The following is a 21,242-nucleotide window of genomic DNA, read 5'->3' on the forward strand; positions in this document are numbered from 1 at the left end:
TGAAATACATGAAAAAGTTACTATCATTACAGCACACTGCACTTGATAAAGAAGTTGTCTTACTAAAAGGGAAATCATCAGTGAGCTTAGGCTGTGATAATATCAGTACTATTAGTTTATACTTCTGTGGCAATTAATGTAACCGGATTGAATATTTCTCACTCTGGCGGGAGGTGAAATACATGAAAAAGTTACTATCATTACAGCATACTGCACTTGATAAAGAAGTTGTCTTACTAAAAGGAAAATCATCAGTGAGCTTAGGCTGTGATAATATCAGTACTATTAGTTTATACTTCTGCGGCAACTAATATAACATGGATTGAAATTTCTCACTCTGGAAGGAGGTGAAATACATGAAAAAGTTATTATCATTACAGCACACTGCACTTGATAAAGAAGTTGTATTACTAAAAGGGAAATCATCAGTGAGCTTAGGCTGTGATAACATCAGTACTATTAGTTTATACTTCTGTGGCAATTAATGAAAGTATTAAGTATATTATGGGTGAAAAGTAATTCCCCTTTATTACTGTAGACAAACTCGAAAAATTTCGAGTTTATCTACAGTATTTTTCTTATAAAGGAGTATTGATACTGCCGTTTTATATTTACTTAATATATATTTTACATCCGTTTAATCCACCAGACAAGAAAACAAATGGAATATAGCAATTACTGTCAGCGTATATATTTATTAATAGTCACCTCTTAAAGTTAGTGCGGAATAACGGAAATATAACAAGAAAGTCGTTTGAAAAAAACAAAGGATATAAGTTCAATTAGAACTAAATATGGATTAGGATGAATATAGAAAACGGCCATTTCTACCTAATAAGTTTGATCAGAAAGAAATAGTGAAATCAAAGAAAGCACGATAGATTTGAAAGCGCAATCATACAAAGACGTGTGGACAAGGATAGCTGTATGCATGCATGTTGTATCCTCCTAATAATTTCACTGACGTTTCAAAAATATCCAGATAGAAGTTAAAAAAGTTCTTTAAATCAATCTAGTTAATAAATTAATTTATGGAAATATTGTAAATATTTTTATATTTATGGTAACATAAATATAAACTTATCATTATGGAGAGGGAAATACTGAAGTAATACATTTACAATTTTTTCTCCGGAGAAATGTTGGAGGTAAACTAAAAAGTCTACTTCAAATCCTTAAAATCTCAAGAGTGTAGCTCTCCTATTTTCGTAATTCAATAATATTAGGCTTTAAATTCAGAAAATACAGAAAAATATTTTTTGTGCTGATGAAGTGTTTTTTTACAGCAACTAAAGTTTATAAAAAATTAATGAAATGGGGAAAAATAATGATTAAAATAATTCAATTCTTACAAGAGAATGTTACTGTTCTAGAATTACTAAAAGAGGAAAAAGTTTCTTTGGTAGGGGTTACCGAAGCAGAAACACATGCTATATTAGAGGCTTTTGAGGAAGAAATAGATGTAAAAACAATTTCTCCATACTGGCAATGATCTATATAAAACGTAGATCGTTTTGGCTTTTGATCTCTCTATATATGATTTTAGGATTATATATGTTATCAGTTTCTTATTCCGCTCCATTTTTGAGTATTGGAATTGAAGAACAAGATCAACAGTGGAAAATTAAATCTATAAATTATGAAGAGTGGGCAAGAAATGAACAAGTTTTTATTGGGGACATTATATTAACAGTAGATGGAAAATCTATACAGGATATATCACGTATACAATATGATCCATACATTCGAGAAGCAACAGCATTATCTATTCAAAAATCTGATGATTCCATATTAAATATTGATATTCAACATAAAGATATCCCACAACAATTTTATATGCTATTTGTATTTCCGGGTATTTACTTCTTATTAATATTGTGTATCTCATTCTATTTGTACTATTATAAAAAATATGTCCCACATGTAAACTTTCTAATCACTTTTATTCTTACGGTTTCTTTAGCATATATAAGTAGTGGCGCTTCTGCAAAATTAGATAACATCAGTATTTTTGTAAATAGTAGTTGTTTACTCCTTTGCGTAATTTTGTTGCTAAATTTTCTTAAAAAAATTTTTTTATTTTTAGATATTAAGTGGCCTTTTATTAAAAATACTCAATTTTTATATATATTCCCTTTATTTTCTATATTTTTATGTGTAATAAGATTTTTCTATCCACCATTTGGTTCCATCAGTCCACTTATAATTCTTGTTCTATTTATATTTTTACTTTCAATTTCAGTATTCGTTTTAGCCTATAGCTATATCAAATATAAATTAACACCGTTAAAAATATTTTTTATAGGTTTAATTACTCCGTTCTTACCATTCCTTACACTTTTTGTGTTACCTGAAGTATTATTTAAGGATTTTATTCTTAATGCTGATATTTGTGCTTTATTCTTATTATTAATTCCTTTCAATATTATTTTTATACAAATAACTGAGCGTTTATTTGATATTGTTTATCATATTTCACGTTTTCGTTATTATTTTATCCTATCACTTTTTTTTACGTGTTGGGTAATTTTAGGTATCTATTCAATCACGGATATATCATTAGCTAATCTTTTCGGGATAACTCTGTTTCTACTAGCTTCAATCATTATTTTCTTATACATGAAAGAAAAAATTGATTACCACGGGCGTAAAATTTTATTCTCTTCTAAAGGAAATTACATTCATAAGCTGTATAAGACTATTGAAGAACTCGGAAAAACTTATCGTGTAGAGGAAATGTTGCAGTTGCTAATAGAAAAAGTGGCATATCATTTAGAAGTAAATGAAGTGTCTATTATCACGTATGACTATGCAACTGGGCAAATTATCTCATCAAACGACCATCTTTTTTTAATAGAAGATGAATCAACTTTTCAAAGACTACGTCCTGGCGAAATCGTAAAAAAAGACCATGTATATATGGCGCTAATTCACGAAGATACTCACTTTAAAAGGTGTCTAATTATTAACCATGAGCATAAGATTCGCTTAAAAGCAGAGGAATTATTGTGGTTAGAGTTATTACTAACTTATACACATAGTTTTATTGAAAGTACAAAAATAATTGAAGAATTAGTAGATGAGCTACATCAACTACAACAGACAGGTATAAGTGAACCAACTTGGCTCAAAAAAATGGTTTGGTTAAGAGTAGAGAATGAAAAATTTCAGTTAGCACAAGAATTACATGATACTGTTTTACAGGAGCATTTATATATCGTTAGACAAGTAGATAGACTGATATATGAAAAAGATCTTTTAGCTATTAAATCAAAACTAAAAAATCTACATGAACAAATGATTCTATCGATTAATAGTTTAAGGACCTATTGTGAAACATTAAAACCCCCATTATTAACAAAAGTAGGGTTAAATGCTGCGCTTGAAAGACTTTTCGAGCAGACAACAAGTCGAGCTGATTTTACACTAACAACGAGACTTGATCGACTGTATTTAGAGGATGAACAATTAACTTTAATCATTTATCGTATTGTGCAGGAACTATTAAATAACGCACTAAAGCATTCACAAGCTGAAACTGTAGAACTCTATCTTCAAGAACTAGATGACGGATTTGAACTAGTATATCGTGATAACGGTATCGGTTGTAATTTATCAGAAATCTGGCATGGTGAATCAATGGGATTACAGGGTATTCGAGAAAGAGTAGGAGCTTATAATGGGCAAATTACGATTGATTCTGATATGAATGAAGGCATATATATTCAAATTAAAATCATTGAGAGAAGTGAGGTATTTGATTTCAGTATTAATAATAGATGACCACCCTATCGTTTTAGCAGGATCTAAAGCATTATTCCAGGGACAAGATGATTTGGTGATCGAGTCCGAAAGTAACCCTCAAAACGTACTGGCCAAAATGGAAAACAAACATTTTGATGTATTTTTAGTCGACGTCAATATGGCTGTGCAAGATGGGCTTTCACTAGCAGCAGATATTAAAGAAGCGCATGAAAAGGCCCTCATCATTTTATATACAGGTAATGATATTCAATCTTACTATCCATTAATTGTGGAAAAAAAAGTTGACGGAATTTTATCTAAAACCGCCTCACAGGAAAAGGTTATAAAAACAATTCGTTCACTTGTACAGGGAGACTTAGTTTTATCTATCGATTTTATAGATTACCTTAAAAGTAAAATGCAACATAAGCATGATAATCTACAACTTACAAATAAAGAAAAACAACTTATGACCTTGCTGCTAGAAGGTTATACAAATAAGATGATAGCCGAAAAACTTGATATCACCCAACGTACTGTTGAACGCTATTTATCACAACTTTTTACATTATTTGGTGTTTCCTCAAGAATTCAAGCTATTGAGTTTGTTAAAGAAAAAAAATTACTATAATTAGCAGATACTACGGAACTAGTGTTTACTTATTTGTATCAGACACTAGTTTCTTTTTTATTGAATTCTAAACAAAAATCAATATATATAATCTACTTCTAAATACATGTGTCCCCTAGAATAGAATGAAAGAGAGTGAGTGTGGGGGAATATATGTTAGAAATAGATGAAAGAAAAGATAGTAGGTTTGCTACAGAATGTCCCTCTTTATTCCGTGCTACAAGATACCCCGTTAGAAGAATCACTATGCAACGATCCCTAATTAACTAATATTCTTTCCGCTCCCGAAGTAACTGGATTATTTTACATTAATCTCCTGTCCGTTTTAAAAGCTCTGGATGATTTTCTGCTGAAAGAAGCATACCCATTAAAAGGCCCAATCGTTTACTTTTGGCATCGATAAAAACTGCTAAAATGCCAAACAATATCGAGCTACAACAACAGCACTCGTACACCAGATGAACCGGCAATTAAACCAGAAGTTCTCAGTAATGACCTACAGCAAATGCTGGTAACCGGGCTATTTCATTTGCAACAATACAATAAAAACGATGCGTTGCAAATCACCAACAACGAGGATTATATAGCTCCAAAAATCAAATTACATTCGGCAGAATCTACCCAGTGGAAAATCGAAATTAGCGAGGATCCGTGAACGGTAAATTGAAAATGAAGTCATTTCCACTAAAAAAAAGCTTATTTTTGACAAATCTCTCATTTAGGGCCAGCGTCAGAATTTTGACAGTTAAGGTAACAAAACATTTTGTATGAAGAATTTTAAGCCTTTTGCCAATAGAGTACCTTTATATTTAAGTTGTTTCAAAGTTGTTGTTTGAATCTAATTAAAGCACAGATTAATTTAAGAAAGTAATAAGACCTAAGACTGATTTTATTTCAGACTCTAGGTGTATGGAGAGAATAATTACAAAATGTTAGAATTTCCTTATACCGGTAAATAATTATAGGTTTTTTATTTTTCTTCACTTAAATGGATGCTTTTTTAATTTTATTACCTTGTTATAAAGCGTTTTAAAGAAAGAGGGGAATAAGATGAAATTATGGTGGTTTGCCAATTTTTTTTGGCTGGTTATTTTTGCATTAGGTGCAATAATTATTGGTTTAAGAGAAGTTGATGGAGCTGGAGTAGTCCAAACTCCTGAAATTAAAACTATAACTTTCATAATTGTAGGAATTTTATTCGTAATTATTATGTTTATTCAATTAATATGGTTATTTTTTGTTAAAAACCTGAAATATTAAATGTAGAATATTATAGTTCACTTAAAAACCTGGACACACGTCAAGATTTTAGCCACACTCCAGTTATTTTTTTGTGGGAACGTCTATTTTTTTAGATTCCACATCCCGAGTAGCCCTCCTGCTCGTTTTTTCCCTTTTCAATAAGATTTGTTATGCCGAGTGAATTCAAGTTCTTCCATTTTTATCTTTATAGCTTGTCAATTGATGCTAACTAGTTTTTCGGGATACCCTTCACCATTCGCGATGGTATGGGAGGATAGATGAATAAGTTTATATACTTGAAAGATAAGGGGTATTAAATATGAATAATGCAGAAAGAACTGCTGGTTTACGAACGTTACATTTTTTATGTGAAGGAACAAGAATAGAGGGACTTAACTTTTATGGATTGAGGTTACTTCTTTCAGAGAGTGAAAATAATTCAAAGCGAATAGATGGTCAAATTTACATTAATATCGACAGTCCAATTTGTTTATTTAAATCGATGCCGAAAAATATTCCTTCATTAAATGAATTACCTGAAATGGATTTGATTGAATCCTTGAAAATAATTTGCGAATTAAGATTAAAACAAATAGTAGATGTTTCCTTAGCTATTGAAAGTCCTCATTTATCATTAACATTTGAAACAGGTGAGGTTCTTTTTATATGGGGACAAGATGATAAGCATGAAAGTTGGCAAGTAGGCGTTAGTAGTACATCTATAGATGATGTGCATTGGGAAGTAGTTGCTTGTCCTAATGATAGTTTAGCAATATGGGGACCAGAAGATATTGTAGGTAATACATAATCTTCCTTAATACACTCCCAAATTCGTGGCTTTTTGATGTATTTCCAAACTTCCATTTGGAACGTTTTTTAAAATCGTAATGAATAAGCAATATATGTTGAAACTTTTTGTTCATCAGCTCTACACCAGGAGAAGCCTCCTTTACAGATGACTTCTCCTGGTGTAGAGCTGAATTTTGATAAATGAAATATCACTCCAAATGCACTTTACATAAAATCGGTGAGACTTTCTATCAAGTTTCACCGATTTTATGCCCTGTTACTCATTCCAGCCTTTGCAAACATCAACCCATTCTTGATATGGAGTATAGGCTTCTAATTCAGAATTAGTAAGTTCAATGGCTGAGTTACTGCTACCACATGCAGGGAATACTGTTGTGAAGCGTTTGAGTGATTCATCTAAATAAATAGCAACGCCCTCATTCACGCCAAAAGGACACACACCACCTACATCATGTCCGATCTTTTCGAGTACTTCATCTTTCCCAAGCATCTTTGCCTTTGTACCAAAGACAGCTTTATATTTTGCATTGTCGACTTTGGCATCGCCTGCAGCAACAATTAATATCGCTCCATCGTTTACGAGAAACGATAAGGATTTCGCAATGCGTTCTGGCTCGCACCCGAGTGCCTGTGCTGCCAGTTCAACAGTCGCCGAGCTTTCGTTTAGCTCCTGTATTTTGTGTTCCGCATTCCATTGTGCTAAATGCTTACGTACTTTTTCAATTGCCATATGTAAAACCTCCTTACAATAATACTTTTTATTTTAACATAATTTTCTGAATACATCGTTGTTTATCTTACTGATTAACCTTTGTTATGTATCAGTAGAAAATGACTGAATAATTTGCTATACTAATAGCACAATCAAATATGAAAGTTTTCTAGGGTTCCGTAGCAAATGCTAGTCTGGTCCGAGAGAAAACCACAAAATTGATTTTGTGACACGGAAGGATAAAAGCCTGGGAGATACTGTTTACAACAGTGTTTCTTAGGCTTTTTTTATTTGGCTACTGAGGGAAAGGAGTTTAGTTCAGGGGTAGAGAGCGTGAAGTGATTGGGTATCCTGAAGAAGTAATCAGTTAGGTCAGAAAATTGCTCAACAGCCGTGTTTAACAATAAAATGGAGGAATTCGCAATGAACAAACAATGGTTAAGTGTCGTAATTGCTGCTTTTTTTGAAGTTGGCTGGGTTATAGGTTTGAAGCATGCAGGAAGTGTATTTGAATGGATTGGTACTGCTATTGCAATTTTTATTAGCTTTTATTTACTAATTAAGGCTGGTGAAAGCTTACCGGTCGGTACAGTTTATGCAGTATTCGTAGGCTTGGGGACAGCGGGCACTGTGTGTGCAGATAGCTTACTGTTCGGAGAACCATGGAAATTAGCTAAAATTTTATGTATCGTCGTTTTACTTGCAGGGGTCGTCGGTTTAAAGCTTGTGACCGGGGAGCCTAAAGAGAAAGAGGTGAATGAATAATGGCGTGGATGGCATTAGTAGTTGCGGGGCTATGTGAGATGCTGGGTGTTTATATGATTAGTAAATATAATGATACTAAAAGTATTAAAAATTTAGTGATATTAATTTTAGTTTTTACCTTGAGCTTTGCTGGTCTTGCCTATGCGATGGAAACATTGCCAATGGGAACAGCATATGCCATTTGGACAGGAATTGGAGCGGCGGGTGGTGCAATACTCGGTATGTTATTTTTCAATGAATCTAAGGATTGGAGACGTATTGTTTGCATTACGCTTGTTTTAGGGGCAGCGATTTCTTTGAAATTATTATCTTAGTTAATGGATTAAATAGTCACCCTGTGCATCGGTTTAATTGTTGTGGAGTGGCTCTTTTTATCCTACTTAACGACGAAAATTGGCTAATGATTTAAAAAGAAATAATAAGTGTTTAAATATTATGTATTATTTGTTAAAATAAGGATAATTAGGTAGGCGTTAAAATTTATTTTATAGGTGTTAATTATTCGTATTCTGTTCTTTACGGGGAAAGATTTCTATAGAGTAGCCTTAATGTTCTTCAAATAAGATGAGATAAACTTTTAAAAAAAGACAGACAACCTTTCGTCAGTTGTCCGTCCGTTTTTAAAAATTATTTTTTTACATCCTTCGTCCATTCAGCAACTTTGTCTGGATTAGCTTCAACCCAATCTTTAGCAGCTTGTTTTGGGTCTTTGCCATCCATAACTTCAAGCATAACGCTCTCTAAGTCTTCTGAAGTCCAATGGAAGTTATCTAGTACAGAATATACATCGGGGTTATCTTCTTTTAACCCTTTACGAGCGAAAGTATTAATTGTTTCTTCTCCACCAAAAATTTCTTTTGGATCTTCTAAATATTTAAGGTCATATTTAGCGAATTTCCAGTGAGGAGACCAGCCAGTCACGATGATGTCTTCCTTATTTTTAATTGCTTTAGCAAGAGAAGTTGTCATAGCACCAGATGAAGATGTTATTAGATTCCAATCTGCTAAGTTATCATATTCATCTAAAGCTTTTTCTGTAGCAGCAGTAATTCCTGCACCAGGCTCGATACCCGTAATTGTGTGATCTGCTTGATTTTTTAAATCTTCAATCGAATTAACGTCCATATAGCTTGGCACTACTAGACCTATTTTTGCACCAGCAAGGTTTTCGCCTAGTTCATCAAGATCATTCTTATATTTTTTGTACTGTTCTCCATGAGTATTTGGTAACCAAGCAGCAACCATACCATCTGCGTCACCTTTTGAAACAGCCTCCCACATAATTGCATTATCGAGTGGTGTTAATGTTACATTGTAACCTAAATCCTCTAGTACCTGCCCAACCACATTAGTGGAAGCAATTTCTGTATCCCATTCAACGTAGGCTAGATTGACGTCCTTTGAGTTACCATCGCTCTTACTTGAATCATCACCACTACATGCAGCTAGCAAAAAGCCAAGCCCTAAAGCCATTCCTAATTTAGTTAAAGTTTTCAGTTTCATCGAATCTTCCTTTCATATATTAATAGTCAAACTACAAAAAGTCGCTAATAAATTCCTTGTTTTTCTATACGGTTTTCTTCTTATTAAAGCTTTGCGTTAAGCGGTCTATAACAATGGCAAAAATAACAAGACCTAGACCTGCAACGAAGCCATTTCCGACCTGTGTACGTTGTAGTGCTGTTAATACTTCGCGTCCTAGACCAGGTGCACCAATCATTGAAGCAGTTACAACCATAGAAAGAGATAGCATAACAGTTTGGTTAATCCCTGCCATTATAGTTGATTTGGCAAGAGGTATTTCAACTTTAAATAGTTTTTGTCTTGAGGTACTACCATATGAATCTGCAGCTTCTACCAATTCTTTTGGTACTTGGCGAATTCCTAGGTTCGTCATACGTACAGTAGGTGGTAAGGCAAAAATAACGGATGCAAATACGCCAGGTACTATTCCGATACCAAAGAAGGCAACGGCAGGAATCAAGTACACGAAGCCAGGCATTGTTTGCATGAAATCGAGTATCGGCTTAATCACATTTTCAGCTACTGTTGACTTGGACATTAAAATGCCAAGTGGAATACCTAAAATGATTGAGATGATACTTGAGAAGAGCACGAGCGTAGTCGTTTCCATAAGTTGTGTCCATAAACCTTGATTATAGATAAATAACAAACCAATTAATGAAAACGTTGCGAGCCCGAATTTTTTGCCGGTAACGAAAAAGGCAAAAATGACTACAAGTAAAATAAGAATAATCGGGGGAATGCTAACTAATAAATCAGTGACCTGATTCATGAGTAGTTTTCCATTTTTTTGAATCAAGTTAAAAAACAGTGAAAAATTACTCGTCAACCAGTCCATAACTGATTCTACCCACGTTCCTACGGGTATAGCTGGGATATTGTCTAAAAAATTATTCATCTGCATCTACCTCCTCATCGCTAGTCGAAAGTGCTTCGATGACAACGCCCCGGATGAGAACACCGAGTAAGCGCTCATCTTTTACAACTGCAATAGGAGTTGGTGAATTATGAATCATGCCTAAAATATCCTGTAAAAGCATATCTGGTGGAACATTCAATATTTCGGATTGAACAATTGAATGTACTGTTTGTTCTTGTCTTTTAGCTGCAGCCCGTGCGTCGTCAGCAGTAATAAAGCCTTTTAAATGTCGATTTTTGTCAACAGCCATTAGTAAACTAACCGTTTCTTCGCGCATTCGTTTAAGTGCAACGGTCGGTCCATCTACATCTACATTGACATATACAGGTCGAACCATGGCATTTTCAGCTGTTAATACTTTAGAGCGATCGACGTCTTCTACGAAGGTTTTAACATAATCATTTGCGGGATTTGTTAAAATTTCTTCTCCAGTACCAATTTGAATGATTGAGCCATCTTTCATAATAGCGATACGATCACCAATACGTAATGCTTCATTTAAATCGTGCGTGATAAATATAATTGTTTTTTTCACTGTGCTTTGTAAATCGAGTAACTCATCTTGCATTTCTTTACGAATTAATGGATCGAGTGCAGAAAAGGCCTCATCCATTAGTAATATTTCAGGGTCGTTTGCTAGTGCACGTGCTAATCCAACACGCTGTTGCATACCACCTGATAATTGATTCGGATATTGGTCTTTATAAGCAAGTAAGCCTGCATTTTCGAGAGCCTGCTCTGCTTTCGCTTGTCGTTCTTCTTTTGAGACGCCTCTAATTTCAAGGCCATATTCAGTGTTTTGAAGAAGTGTACGATGGGGGAATAAACCGAAGTTTTGAAAGACCATACTCATTTTATTTCTTCTTACATTTCGTAAACTCTCTTTACCCATTTTAGAAATATTATCTCCATCGATAAAAATATTTCCACTTGTAGGCTCGATAAGTCGATTTAAAAGTCGGATAAGCGTTGACTTTCCACTCCCTGATAGTCCCATAATAACGAAGATTTCACCTTCATTTACTGTGAAACTTGCATCGTATACACCAACAGTTGCCCCTGTTTCTTTTAAGATATCAGTCTTGCTTTTTTGTTGCTTGACGAGTTCTAATGCTTGGGGAATATGTTTCCCGAAAACTTTAGAAACATGCTCCACTTTTATTTTTTCCAATAGAACCATTCCTTTCGTAGATCAATTTCGCCTTGGCGTAAATGGCTTGCTTCACTTACGCACAGATAATTTGCCACGGTACGTGACATTCTTAAGGCTTAGTTCTTCTAGTACAGTAGGCGTTTGGACACCCACTGAATGAAGATAAATACTATTTGAGGATAATGATACCCAAATATAAACAAGTAACAACCTAACCCTAACAAAGAGTTGTTACTTTTGTCAAATCGACAAAATAGAAAAAATCCGCTTAAACGCTGTTATATCAGCGTTTAAGCGGATTTTAATTTGGGTATAAAAAGCTCTGAACTCGAGCGAAACTTTCATCATTACCTATAAAGTAAACGATATCTCCTTCTTCCAATGACACATATGGACCAGGTGATAGTAATAATTCATTTTTACGACGAATTCCGACAATCGTGCTAGATGTATTTTGCCAAAAATTCAATTCCTGAACTGTTTGGTGGATACAAGGGCTTTCAGCTGTCATCTCTAATTGATATGGGATAAATGGATTGACGGATCGGAAATGTTCAGTTCGACTAATAAGTTGTTTAGTCTTATCCTGTAGATTTATTAATTCTTGGTGTTGCTTCTGAATGCTAGTCATAAGCTCATGTTGTAGTTCATGGACAGATTGAACATCCTGGAATTGTCGGACAAAAGATGCAGCCTTTTCATAGGAGATGATAATAACCCCACTACCTTTAGTCGCCTCCACAATTTCCAAGTCTTGCAAAACGGCAATCGCTCTTCTAGCAGTTTCCGAAGAGACATTATATTGGCTAGCTAAAGACGATCTTGCGTAAATTTTATCGCCAATTCTATATTTTCTTTCCACGATTTTTGAGGCTAGGTCGACAGCTATTTGTTGGTATTTTGGCTGCTTCACCTGAACATTTTTTTCAAATTGCATTCTTAACTTCCTTTCGTCATTACAGTTACCACAGCTTATTATAGACTAGCCTGCACAGAAAAAATAGCACCTCCATAAGCTATTAGTATATGATTACAACGTAATGTAGCAGTTTTTGTTTCTACTTAATTTTTTTAAATAGAATAGGAGATGTAGTTTGACAGTTGTTAGTTATTAATGTAAACTAAGTTACGTAATGTAAGTGTTGTGAAAATACAAGTGCTCAGTTAGTAAATGAACTAGCTGTTTAACAATAGAAGGTTGGAGAAAATATGACAATTACTACTAAAGTTTTGGACATAGTGAAAGACAAAATGACGATCGTGAAACAATCTGAATCTGAAAGTATTTGCCTAGTTGGTCCAGTAAAATTACCGGTAAAACAGGGTGGATTTTCTGCGACATTTCAGTGGTATAATTGGTTAAAAGTGGGAGAGAATCAGTCGAAAGAAGAAATCATTGATGGATTAGCATCTGCAAATTTAGCTTTTTTACAGCAGTCATCAGTGCTTGTTTATGGAGATTTTGCACATGCAGAGAATGCTTTAATTCGTATGCATAGCATTTGTCATACAGGTGATATTTTTGGAAGCCAGCGCTGTGATTGTGGCTATCAATTACACGAATCGATGAAAATGATCGTGGAACATGGCTGCGGTGCTATTTTCTATTTAGCAGATCATGAAGGTCGTGGTATCGGGCTATTCTCGAAATCGCTCGCTTATTTATTACAAGAAGAGGGGTTAGATACGGTTGAAGCAAACCATGCTCTTGGCTTCCCGGACGATACTCGTTCTTATGAAGAAGCTATTACTGTGTTAGCTGCACTCCGCTCAAAGCCAGTTACACTAATTACCAATAATCCGAAGAAGCTTGCCGCGTTACAGGCGCATGGTTTAGCAGCAGAAGGACATGTCCCATTATGGGGAGGATTAACGGAAACAAATCGTTTTTATTTAGACACGAAAGTAGAGAAATCTGGACATTTGCGCGAAGAGAAGTGAATGGAGGAATGACGATGACAACAGATGAAAAATATATGCAGCTAGCACTTGATTTAGCTGCTAGTGCAAAAGGAAATACAAATCCCAATCCATTAGTAGGCGCTGTAATCGTCAAGGATGGTGTAATTGTTGGAACAGGTTTACACAGAAAAGCAGGTGAACCACATGCAGAGGTGCATGCATTCCGTATGGCTGGAGAACATGCTAAAGGTGCTACACTTTATGTAACTCTTGAGCCATGTTCGCATTTTGGAAAAACACCTCCTTGTGCAAATTTAGTGAAGGAATCTGCAGTTAGTCGTGTTGTTGTAGCGATGCAAGATCCAAATCCGGCTGTTGCTGGACGTGGTATTCAACTGTTACGAGATGCGGGCATTGAGGTAGAGGTCGGTGTTTTAGAAGCACAAGCTCGACGTATAAATGAACGTTTTATTCATAATATGCTAACAAAACGACCATTTATTATTTCGAAATATGCGATGACTTTAGACGGGAAAATAGCAGCTCATACAGGACATTCCAAGTGGGTAACTGGTGAGGCGGCGCGTGAGGATGTTCATCGTATTCGTCATGAAGTGGATGGCATTTTAGTTGGGGTTAGAACTGTTTTAGCTGACAATCCATCCTTAACGACAAGATTAAAAGAAGATTACGGAAAAAATCCAGTACGCATTATTATGGATAGCTCACTTCGTACACCGGCCCATGCCAATGTCCTAAATGTAGAAGAAGCGAAAACAATTATTGTATGTAGTGAAAATGTTAATCTAGAAAAAATAACAGCATTTGAGGAAAAAGGCGTGACTGTATTGCCAGTTCGCCATGAATCTGAGGGGCTTGTTGTGGATGATATGCTTGAAAAACTATATCAATATGGCATTACGGATATTTTAGTAGAGGGTGGAAGTACGATAAACGCTTCATTTTTGCAGCAAGGTGCTATTAACAAATATGTAATTTACATAGCGCCAAAGGTTCTCGGTGGTCGTTTATCTTTAACACCGATTGCTGGTCACAATCCAACTTCTATGGATGAATCGTGGGATGTAGAATTTGCTTCGTTTGAGCAGGTTGGGCAAGATTTACGTATCATTGCTTATCCAAAGATAGGTGAGGAAAAGTGAATTATCAAGCAGATGTTTGTATTGTAGGGGCTGGGCCAGGTGGAGTACTTCTTTCGCACTTACTAGCGAAAAAAGGTCTTTCTGTAATCCTACTGGAAAAAAACGTAGCACTGGGGCAGGCATTTCGCGGTGAGCATTTAAATGAAGAGGGTGAGGCAGTTTTAAAAAGTCATCAACTTTTTGAAGCGGTCGAGGCACTCGGTTTATTACGTATGAGAAAGCTTGAATATTACACAGAAGGTAGAGCATTTAAAACTATTTTTCCTGATGAAGCTGTAGGACATTTAGGAATTCATGTGCCGCAAGCAAATTTATTAAAGGGAATTTTACAAGAAACACAGCATCCGCACTTTTCATGTTTCTTAAATACGAAGGTGACGCAGCTCATAGTTGATTCTTTTGGCAGATATATAGGTGTCATTGCAACAAAAAATGGGGAAACAATAGAAATAAATAGTCAGTTAATTATCGGTGCTGACGGTCGTTACTCTACAATTCGTAAGCAAGCGCACATTGAAAGTCAAAAGCATAAGCATGGTTTTGATTTATTATGGGCAAAAATTCCTGCACCTCACGGATGGGAGCCGTCGATAAAAATGGCTTTAATCGGTGATAAACAGCTATCATTATTTACGCAGGTAGGTGGGTTTATTCAAATCGGCTGGAATATTGAACAAGGAAGTTTTCCTCACCTTAGAAAAAATGCATTTACACCATTTATCCAACAGCTTTCAGAGCAATTTCCGGAACTATCCGATACTGTTAACGAACATATTCGATCTTGGCAAGATTTTGTATTGCTTGACGTATTCAGTAGTCATTGTAACTGCTGGGGGACAAAAGGGCTTGTGCTATTAGGGGATGCTGTTCACACGATGACACCAACTGGGGCGTTTGGTCTTAATAGTGCACTCAAGGATGCAGATTGTCTTGCATCACTATTAAATAAAGATAAGCTTGTTCATTTTAACGTACAAGAGTTTCAACAAATGCGCGAGCAAGCTATTGAGGAAGTATTAGCGACGCAAATTGAAAAAGAGCAAACATTTGCGACTAACTTCATTAACAAGGCTTCGTGAAGGGAAGAAAAACAAGATGAAATTTGGCTTTGATATAGATGACACACTCATCGATTTACGAGCACATGCCTTTAGGCTCTATAATAAAAAACTTAGTAAAAATGTTGCACTAGAAACATTTCAAGCTTTGAAAAGAGTTGAAATTCACGAACCTTTTGGATTAACAGATGCTGAAGGATCGGCAATGTGGAATAATTCATTAGAGGAAATTTATTTTACGGATTGTCCTTCTTTTGGGGGAGCACTCGAGACGCTTCAAGCTTTGGCACAGCAAGGACATGACATTTATTATATTACTTCACGTCCAAAACAGTATTGTGAGCAAACAAGAGCTTGGATGGAAGCGCAAGGTTTTCCAATCACAGAAGGTCATTTTTTCTGCGGAATGCAGGATACAGAAAAAGTGGAGATCATCAAAGAGCTAGCTTTAGATGTTTATGTGGATGATAAACCAGCTGTATTAGAAACACTGCAAGATGTGAAGACGAAAGTAATTTTAAAAAATCAATCCTATAATCAACATGTTGAACTGCCACGCTTAAGTCAATGGCATGATTTTGGAAGTCTGGTACGAAAACAATAAAAAAAGATTGGTACAGGGGGGGTACGTTGTACCAATCTTTTTTCGTGTTAATTATCAGTGCAAATTACGTTAACTGTTGACCTATAAACATCAGTATAAAAATATGTAACGGATAATAGATGTAAAAGAAGTATTTTAACGGCCTTCCTCGCTCCCCGTTATACAAAAATATCAATGGTAAAAATAGAACCATCCAAAATTGTGAAGGACTAAAAAAGTCGGGAAATATCCAGACATTAGCTCCACTGATTAAAATCTTGCCAATAAAAGAAGCGCAAGAAAAGAATACCAAGATCACGGCTTTTACTATATTACTTTTTATAAAATACCAACTAATTCCCATCATTACAAATAACGGAGAGTAAGGTACCGTTAATATATTTGGAATAATAATATTCATTATCTTTTCATCCAAACAAGGTGCGAATTGTAAAGTAATGGGCAGGAAAATACTTAATGTTCCTAAAGTCACTTGTAGAAATACTTTTTTATACTCTTTTGACCTTAAAAATTGTAAAGTCTTTTCAATAATATAAATAAACCATACTGTATAAAAAAATGTAGAGAAAATACTAAACTGATCATGCATGCCGAACCATACTTTTCCGTATTCGGATAAGAATAATGTTAAAAAGCAAGTAATCATATGAGCAATGTATAGTCGAAAAGCAAATGTCAATTTATTTCGTGTGTGCTGTAAACTAATGATTAATACAAACATAAATAAAGGGGCTACAAACCGTCCTAATGCACTAAGCGGATCGTCGCCACCAATAGGATTTTTGATAATATATTGTAAAAAATGATCTAGTGTCATAAATAATAGTCCGATACATTTTAGATGAAAGCTATTGATACCATCGTTAAAAATTATCTTTAGATTCATTTTATAACCCCAATCATTAATAAGTACAATAAATGGCTATTGAAGGGTATTACAATAGCCATTTTATACTTATGTTATTAATTACGATGAAAAACAAACTTTTCTTTTAGTCTTTATTTAAATGTTCCACTTACTGAATAGGATTTTCCAAGAGGATTTGAGTTAAATCTGAAGTAATAGGTACCATTCACAGATTTACCATCAAGGTCGCTTTTTTTAATTGTCACTGATCGAGTAGCTCCGGCATTAATTGTCCAAGATTGTACAACAGTTTGTTTAATAAACCCTTTATGAACTAAGTCTACAGTAATTTTATTTGAAGAACCGGTTTTAAAATTGAATGTTTTACCAACAACATCATTAAAGTAAAAGTTTGTATATAATGTAGCTCCGCTATTTGAACTACCATCCACTGAGTAGGTACCATTATTCCAATCCCATTTTCCAAATGGAACTTCAGTGCCTCTGGTTTTTGATTCAAAAATAAATTCATCATAGCCATTAATATCATTATTATAATCTACTTTTGGAAGCTGTTCATCTGGTACCTGCTCATCAGAAGTAGTCTCCCTTGCATAAGAAGTATCATATGGTGCTATTACTATTGCTACCATAACTGTAAAAACAAAAATTACTTTTGAAAATATCTTGAGCATTGTTTTTCCTCCTTTTTGTATATACCTCTGCAGAAGGTTTATATATAAATTATCATAAAATTTCGTTTTTTCTACCACAAACAAACCACAAACAGACGAAAGATTATCCGCAATATGACCACGATTTTTTAGTTTATTGCCACAGCTTTTCGTAGTATTACCCTTATTTTTTTACAGTCTACTTCATGTGAGGAGATAAGGAAGGTATAAGTTTATGATTGATACGGCAGCGTGGGGTTATTCGAGTGTTTCTGTTGTTCGCTTTCATCGCAGAGCAAAGCTTCGCGGTAGAAAAGAAAGAAAGGAGCGAATGCCTTCTGTTCGAAGCCACAATAAATTGTTTATATGTCTGAAAGTGGAGTGTTAACGAAGCGGACGACGCTCGCACGTAGCAAAGCGAGCGAGTAGTGGCCCTTATAGGAAGTTAGATCATTCATTAAGTACGTAAGTCTATGTAGTTTTGTAGAATTAGAGAGGTTACTATACTTACTTTCAACACGAAAACAACCAAGAATACAAAAGACTCTCTTGGTTGTTTTCACTAGTGAAAATGAATCGGTAGCTTCGCTACAGACTAGATTTACTTTAATTAATCGGATCTAATGTAGTTGCCTTTCAATATCTACCGCGATTTTTTGAATGGATTTAATTAATAAATTTTCATCGTAGTCACTGTAGCGTACTTCTGGTATAACGAGTGACACGGATGCGATGATTTGGTTGGAAGCGTTTAAAATCGGCGCAGATAAAGAACATGCTCCACGTACACGCTCACTATTGCTTCTCGCAAAGCGCTGACTACGAATCTGCTGTAAATCCCCCCACAGCTGCTCTTTTGAAAGTATTGTCTGATCAGTTATAGATTCAAGAATAATATTCTGTACATATTCTTCAACATCTGTCATAAATGCGAGTAATATTTTAGATGATGCACCTGCATAAAGGGGAGAGGTGTCACCTACAAACATTTTCGTCGAAAGCGGATATGTTGAATCATAGTTTAAAATACATCGTCTTTCCAATCCGTCAATAATATTCATGGAAACACTTTCGCCTATTTCTTCGTTTAGCTTTTTTAAAATAGGGTCAGCGACAATAATAAGACTGGATTCTTCTTTTACTAAATTACCCAAATACAGAAGTGAATGCCCTAATTGATAGCGCTTAGTACGCTCATCTTTGTGAAGAAAGCCTTCGTACACAAAGGTAGAAACGAAGCGTTGTAAACTAGAAATGCTTATCCCTGTTTTTTTACTTAACTCAGTTAGGGAAAGGCTAGGCTCATCTTTTGAAAAAGCTTTTAGTACTTTAATAGCTTTGTGCAGCGATGACATTGTATAGTTTTTTTCGAAAATCTCTTGATTCATCCCGTCACCTACGTAATAAAATTTTCTTCGACATATGCCGGAGGATTTACCTTTATTAATACATTTTACCTCTATTATAGCGCAATTTTATTTTTGTAGAGAGGACTTTTGGAATTCGTTCGTATGTTCTCCAAGTATCGGTGGTGCTAATTTATATTGAATAGGTAAATTAGAGAACTTTATCGGGCTTTTGATGAATTTGATCGTACCGTATTGTTCGTGCTCTATTTCACCAATCATGTCGCGTGCAATAAATTGAGGTTGTTCTAGTGCTTCAGCAATGGTGTTCACACGACCACCTGGAATTTTGTATTGTTGTAATAGGGTAATCCATTCATCCCGGGTTTTTGTCATCGTAATGTCAGTAATCATTTGCACTATCTCCGCTTCATTTTGCTTGCGCATCGTATTTGTTAAAAAACGCGGATCATTAGCCCATTCTTCCCGTTGCAACATCGTGCAAAACTTTTTAAATTGTCCATCTGTACCGACGCAAATCATTAATGGACCATCCTCACAGTGAAATACTTGATATGGCGCAACATTATTATGACGATTCCCTAGACGTTCTGAGATAAAGCCTGTATTTAAATATGCGCTTGCTACATTTGCTAAACTACTCATCTGAACGTCTAATAATGCTAAGTCGATAAATTGCCCTGTATTTGTTTGGTCACGCATTCGTAAAGCGGTTAAAATACTAATGACTACATAATTAGAGGTTAAAATATCTGCAATAGGGACACCGACTTTTGTTGCTTCTCCTTCAGCTGAGCCAGTAACATGCATTAAACCACTCATCGCTTGAATAACTGGATCGAAGCCTGGTTCATGCGCAAGAGGACCTGTTTGACCGAATCCTGTTACTGCGCAATATATGATTCTAGGATTCACTTTTCTTAATTCCTCATAGCTTAGTCCCATTCGTTCCATGTCACCCGTCTTAAAATTTTCGAGTATGACATCAGCATCTTTGACAAGTTCTTTAAGTTTTTCTCTGTCTTCTATTGTCTTTAAATCTAATGTAATCGATTTTTTATTGCGATTGGCACATATATAATACGTACTTTGACCATTTACGAATGGCCCCCAATCACGCATACTATCAGAGCCATTTGGATGTTCTATGCGTATTACTTCTGCTCCTAGATCGGCCAACATCATGGAGCCAGCAGGGGCAGCATAGACGCGAGATAAATCCAACACTCGAATATTTTCAAGAGGTTGCATTGTTCGTCCTCCTAAACATTTCATTTATAAACAGGCTTACGTTTTTCTACTACTGCGTTTACACCCTCTTTAAAATCATCTAGCTCTGTGACAATCGCCATTTGTGAAGAAATGTAATCAAGGGCAGTACGTAAATCCATCCGTTGACTTTGATAAACAGCGCGCTTAATGAATTGCAATGTAGTAGTTGGACGACTCGCTAATTCCTTTGCGTAATTCAATGTGTATTCGTCAAGATCTTGGTCCTCTACAACAAATGTCACTACACCTTTGTCTTTTGCTTCATCAGCAGTTAATACACGAGCTGTCCAGAACATGTCTAATGCTTGGTCGATGCCGATTAATTTTGGTAAATAATAAGCACCACCGTCGCCCGGCACGATCGCAACGTTAATATAGCTTTCTGAGATCTTTGTAGATTTTGCAGCGATCCGAATATCGCACATTAAGGCCATATCAAGTCCTGCGCCCATTGCAAACCCATGTACTTGTGCAATAACGGGCTTATCAATTTCTTCAAGGAGAAGGGGGATACGCTGAATCTTTTTCCAAAGAGAATTTTTGCGTGCTAAACCTGTTGAAGAGATATCGTCCTCACTTTGGAAAAATCCTTCACCGGCTTGCATCGCTTTAATATCCCCACCAGCGCAAAATGATTTACCATTCCCTTTTACGATAACGACACGAATATCCTCTGAATCACGGACATTTTCAAGGGCTTCTATCCATTTAGAGATCATCTCTTCACTAAAAGCATTGTACGCTTCAGGTCTATTTAATGTAATAGTGGCAACATGGTCTTGCACTTCAAAAAGTAAATCAGTCATTAATAACACTCCTTATCATGTCATTAGTAGTTTTCAATTAATTTAAACT

The 21,242-nt window shown here is 35.3% G+C and carries 24 protein-coding genes and 1 riboswitch; of the genes, 14 read left to right on the forward strand and 10 right to left on the reverse strand.

Annotated features, from left to right (window positions below; translation table 11 throughout):
• The first annotated feature begins 8 nt into the window (after positions 1-8).
• The 8 genes from ACVYAD_RS04755 to ACVYAD_RS04790 all read left to right on the forward strand — a co-directional run bounded on the left by ACVYAD_RS04755 (position 9) and on the right by ACVYAD_RS04790 (position 6,425).
• The gene (locus tag ACVYAD_RS04755; protein ID WP_476424943.1) at positions 9-137 is read left to right on the forward strand and encodes a class III lanthipeptide; all 129 of its coding nucleotides are present in this window, start codon (positions 9-11) and stop codon (positions 135-137) included.
• A 45-nt stretch (positions 138-182) separates the two neighbouring features.
• On the forward strand, positions 183-311 hold the full coding sequence (locus tag ACVYAD_RS04760; protein ID WP_476424943.1) for a class III lanthipeptide: 129 nt from the start codon (positions 183-185) through the stop codon (positions 309-311).
• Between the two features lie 45 nt (positions 312-356).
• Positions 357-485: a class III lanthipeptide gene (locus ACVYAD_RS04765; RefSeq protein WP_476424943.1), complete on the forward strand. Its 129-nt coding sequence runs from the start codon at positions 357-359 to the stop codon at positions 483-485.
• Between the two features lie 842 nt (positions 486-1,327).
• The gene (gene comX / locus ACVYAD_RS04770; RefSeq protein ID WP_476424945.1) at positions 1,328-1,492 is read left to right on the forward strand and encodes a competence pheromone ComX; all 165 of its coding nucleotides are present in this window, start codon (positions 1,328-1,330) and stop codon (positions 1,490-1,492) included.
• 62 nt (positions 1,493-1,554) lie between these two features.
• Positions 1,555-3,783 carry a sensor histidine kinase gene (locus ACVYAD_RS04775; protein ID WP_476424947.1) on the forward strand — a complete coding sequence of 743 codons (2,229 nt, stop codon included), beginning with the start codon at positions 1,555-1,557 and terminating at the stop codon, positions 3,781-3,783.
• On the forward strand, positions 3,749-4,375 hold the full coding sequence (locus ACVYAD_RS04780) for a response regulator transcription factor (protein ID WP_476424949.1): 627 nt from the start codon (positions 3,749-3,751) through the stop codon (positions 4,373-4,375). The genes ACVYAD_RS04775 and ACVYAD_RS04780 overlap by 35 nt, the downstream gene beginning before the upstream one ends.
• 1,050 nt (positions 4,376-5,425) lie before the next feature.
• Positions 5,426-5,635 (forward strand): DUF3923 family protein, encoded by a 210-nt coding sequence (locus ACVYAD_RS04785; protein ID WP_387080326.1) that lies wholly within the window; start codon positions 5,426-5,428, stop codon positions 5,633-5,635.
• A 301-nt stretch (positions 5,636-5,936) separates the two neighbouring features.
• Positions 5,937-6,425 (forward strand): hypothetical protein, encoded by a 489-nt coding sequence (locus tag ACVYAD_RS04790; RefSeq protein ID WP_476424951.1) that lies wholly within the window; start codon positions 5,937-5,939, stop codon positions 6,423-6,425.
• 258 nt (positions 6,426-6,683) lie between these two features.
• Here ACVYAD_RS04790 and ACVYAD_RS04795 read toward each other — a convergent pair whose 3' ends face one another.
• Positions 6,684-7,157 carry a YbaK/EbsC family protein gene (locus ACVYAD_RS04795; RefSeq protein ID WP_476424953.1) on the reverse strand — a complete coding sequence of 158 codons (474 nt, stop codon included), beginning with the start codon at positions 7,155-7,157 and terminating at the stop codon, positions 6,684-6,686.
• Positions 7,158-7,297: 140 nt separating this feature from the next.
• Positions 7,298-7,395, forward strand: a riboswitch (guanidine-I (ykkC/yxkD leader).
• A 167-nt stretch (positions 7,396-7,562) separates the two neighbouring features.
• On the opposite strand from ACVYAD_RS04795, the gene ACVYAD_RS04800 reads away from it, so the two are divergent.
• Together ACVYAD_RS04800 and ACVYAD_RS04805 are read left to right on the forward strand one after the other, a co-directional pair.
• Positions 7,563-7,904 carry a DMT family transporter gene (locus tag ACVYAD_RS04800; RefSeq protein ID WP_349659578.1) on the forward strand — a complete coding sequence of 114 codons (342 nt, stop codon included), beginning with the start codon at positions 7,563-7,565 and terminating at the stop codon, positions 7,902-7,904.
• The gene (locus tag ACVYAD_RS04805; protein ID WP_476424955.1) at positions 7,904-8,218 is read left to right on the forward strand and encodes a DMT family transporter; all 315 of its coding nucleotides are present in this window, start codon (positions 7,904-7,906) and stop codon (positions 8,216-8,218) included. Before ACVYAD_RS04800 ends, ACVYAD_RS04805 begins: the two co-directional genes overlap by 1 nt.
• Positions 8,219-8,531: 313 nt before the next feature.
• On the opposite strand, the gene ACVYAD_RS04810 is transcribed toward ACVYAD_RS04805, so the two are convergent.
• The 4 genes from ACVYAD_RS04810 to ACVYAD_RS04825 all read right to left on the reverse strand — a co-directional run bounded on the left by ACVYAD_RS04810 (position 8,532) and on the right by ACVYAD_RS04825 (position 12,437).
• Positions 8,532-9,407, reverse strand: coding sequence for a glycine betaine ABC transporter substrate-binding protein (locus ACVYAD_RS04810; RefSeq protein ID WP_349659577.1), 876 nt, complete (start codon positions 9,405-9,407; stop codon positions 8,532-8,534).
• 64 nt (positions 9,408-9,471) lie between these two features.
• On the reverse strand, positions 9,472-10,326 hold the full coding sequence (locus tag ACVYAD_RS04815) for an ABC transporter permease (RefSeq protein WP_349659576.1): 855 nt from the start codon (positions 10,324-10,326) through the stop codon (positions 9,472-9,474).
• The gene (locus ACVYAD_RS04820) at positions 10,319-11,518 is read right to left on the reverse strand and encodes a quaternary amine ABC transporter ATP-binding protein (protein WP_386829297.1); all 1,200 of its coding nucleotides are present in this window, start codon (positions 11,516-11,518) and stop codon (positions 10,319-10,321) included. The genes ACVYAD_RS04815 and ACVYAD_RS04820 overlap by 8 nt, the downstream gene beginning before the upstream one ends.
• A gap of 283 nt (positions 11,519-11,801) precedes the next feature.
• The gene (locus ACVYAD_RS04825) at positions 11,802-12,437 is read right to left on the reverse strand and encodes a GntR family transcriptional regulator (protein WP_349659574.1); all 636 of its coding nucleotides are present in this window, start codon (positions 12,435-12,437) and stop codon (positions 11,802-11,804) included.
• A gap of 272 nt (positions 12,438-12,709) precedes the next feature.
• Between ACVYAD_RS04825 and ACVYAD_RS04830 the strand changes: the two genes are divergently transcribed.
• The 4 genes from ACVYAD_RS04830 to ACVYAD_RS04845 are packed head-to-tail and all read left to right on the forward strand — an operon-like array spanning position 12,710 to position 16,227.
• Positions 12,710-13,441, forward strand: a complete 732-nt coding sequence (locus tag ACVYAD_RS04830; protein ID WP_476424958.1) for a GTP cyclohydrolase II — start codon at positions 12,710-12,712, stop codon at positions 13,439-13,441.
• Between the two features lie 14 nt (positions 13,442-13,455).
• Positions 13,456-14,565 (forward strand): bifunctional diaminohydroxyphosphoribosylaminopyrimidine deaminase/5-amino-6-(5-phosphoribosylamino)uracil reductase RibD, encoded by a 1,110-nt coding sequence (ribD, locus tag ACVYAD_RS04835; RefSeq protein WP_476424960.1) that lies wholly within the window; start codon positions 13,456-13,458, stop codon positions 14,563-14,565.
• On the forward strand, positions 14,562-15,644 hold the full coding sequence (locus tag ACVYAD_RS04840; RefSeq protein WP_476424962.1) for an FAD-dependent monooxygenase: 1,083 nt from the start codon (positions 14,562-14,564) through the stop codon (positions 15,642-15,644). Before ribD ends, ACVYAD_RS04840 begins: the two co-directional genes overlap by 4 nt.
• A 16-nt stretch (positions 15,645-15,660) precedes the next feature.
• Positions 15,661-16,227 carry a 5' nucleotidase, NT5C type gene (locus ACVYAD_RS04845; RefSeq protein WP_476424964.1) on the forward strand — a complete coding sequence of 189 codons (567 nt, stop codon included), beginning with the start codon at positions 15,661-15,663 and terminating at the stop codon, positions 16,225-16,227.
• A 64-nt stretch (positions 16,228-16,291) separates the two neighbouring features.
• Here the strand turns inward: ACVYAD_RS04845 and ACVYAD_RS04850 are convergent, their stop codons facing one another.
• The 5 genes from ACVYAD_RS04850 to ACVYAD_RS04870 all read right to left on the reverse strand — a co-directional run bounded on the left by ACVYAD_RS04850 (position 16,292) and on the right by ACVYAD_RS04870 (position 21,193).
• The gene (locus ACVYAD_RS04850) at positions 16,292-17,113 is read right to left on the reverse strand and encodes a TraX family protein (RefSeq protein ID WP_476424966.1); all 822 of its coding nucleotides are present in this window, start codon (positions 17,111-17,113) and stop codon (positions 16,292-16,294) included.
• Positions 17,114-17,226: 113 nt separating this feature from the next.
• Positions 17,227-17,847 (reverse strand): hypothetical protein, encoded by a 621-nt coding sequence (locus ACVYAD_RS04855; RefSeq protein WP_476424968.1) that lies wholly within the window; start codon positions 17,845-17,847, stop codon positions 17,227-17,229.
• A 521-nt stretch (positions 17,848-18,368) separates the two neighbouring features.
• Positions 18,369-19,136 carry an IclR family transcriptional regulator gene (locus ACVYAD_RS04860; RefSeq protein WP_476424970.1) on the reverse strand — a complete coding sequence of 256 codons (768 nt, stop codon included), beginning with the start codon at positions 19,134-19,136 and terminating at the stop codon, positions 18,369-18,371.
• An 87-nt stretch (positions 19,137-19,223) separates the two neighbouring features.
• Positions 19,224-20,366 carry a CaiB/BaiF CoA transferase family protein gene (locus tag ACVYAD_RS04865; RefSeq protein WP_476424971.1) on the reverse strand — a complete coding sequence of 381 codons (1,143 nt, stop codon included), beginning with the start codon at positions 20,364-20,366 and terminating at the stop codon, positions 19,224-19,226.
• A gap of 20 nt (positions 20,367-20,386) precedes the next feature.
• Positions 20,387-21,193 carry an enoyl-CoA hydratase/isomerase family protein gene (locus ACVYAD_RS04870; protein ID WP_349659567.1) on the reverse strand — a complete coding sequence of 269 codons (807 nt, stop codon included), beginning with the start codon at positions 21,191-21,193 and terminating at the stop codon, positions 20,387-20,389.
• Positions 21,194-21,242: the final 49 nt, after the last annotated feature.

The sequence above is a fragment of the Lysinibacillus sp. G1-3 genome, assembly GCF_056322905.1.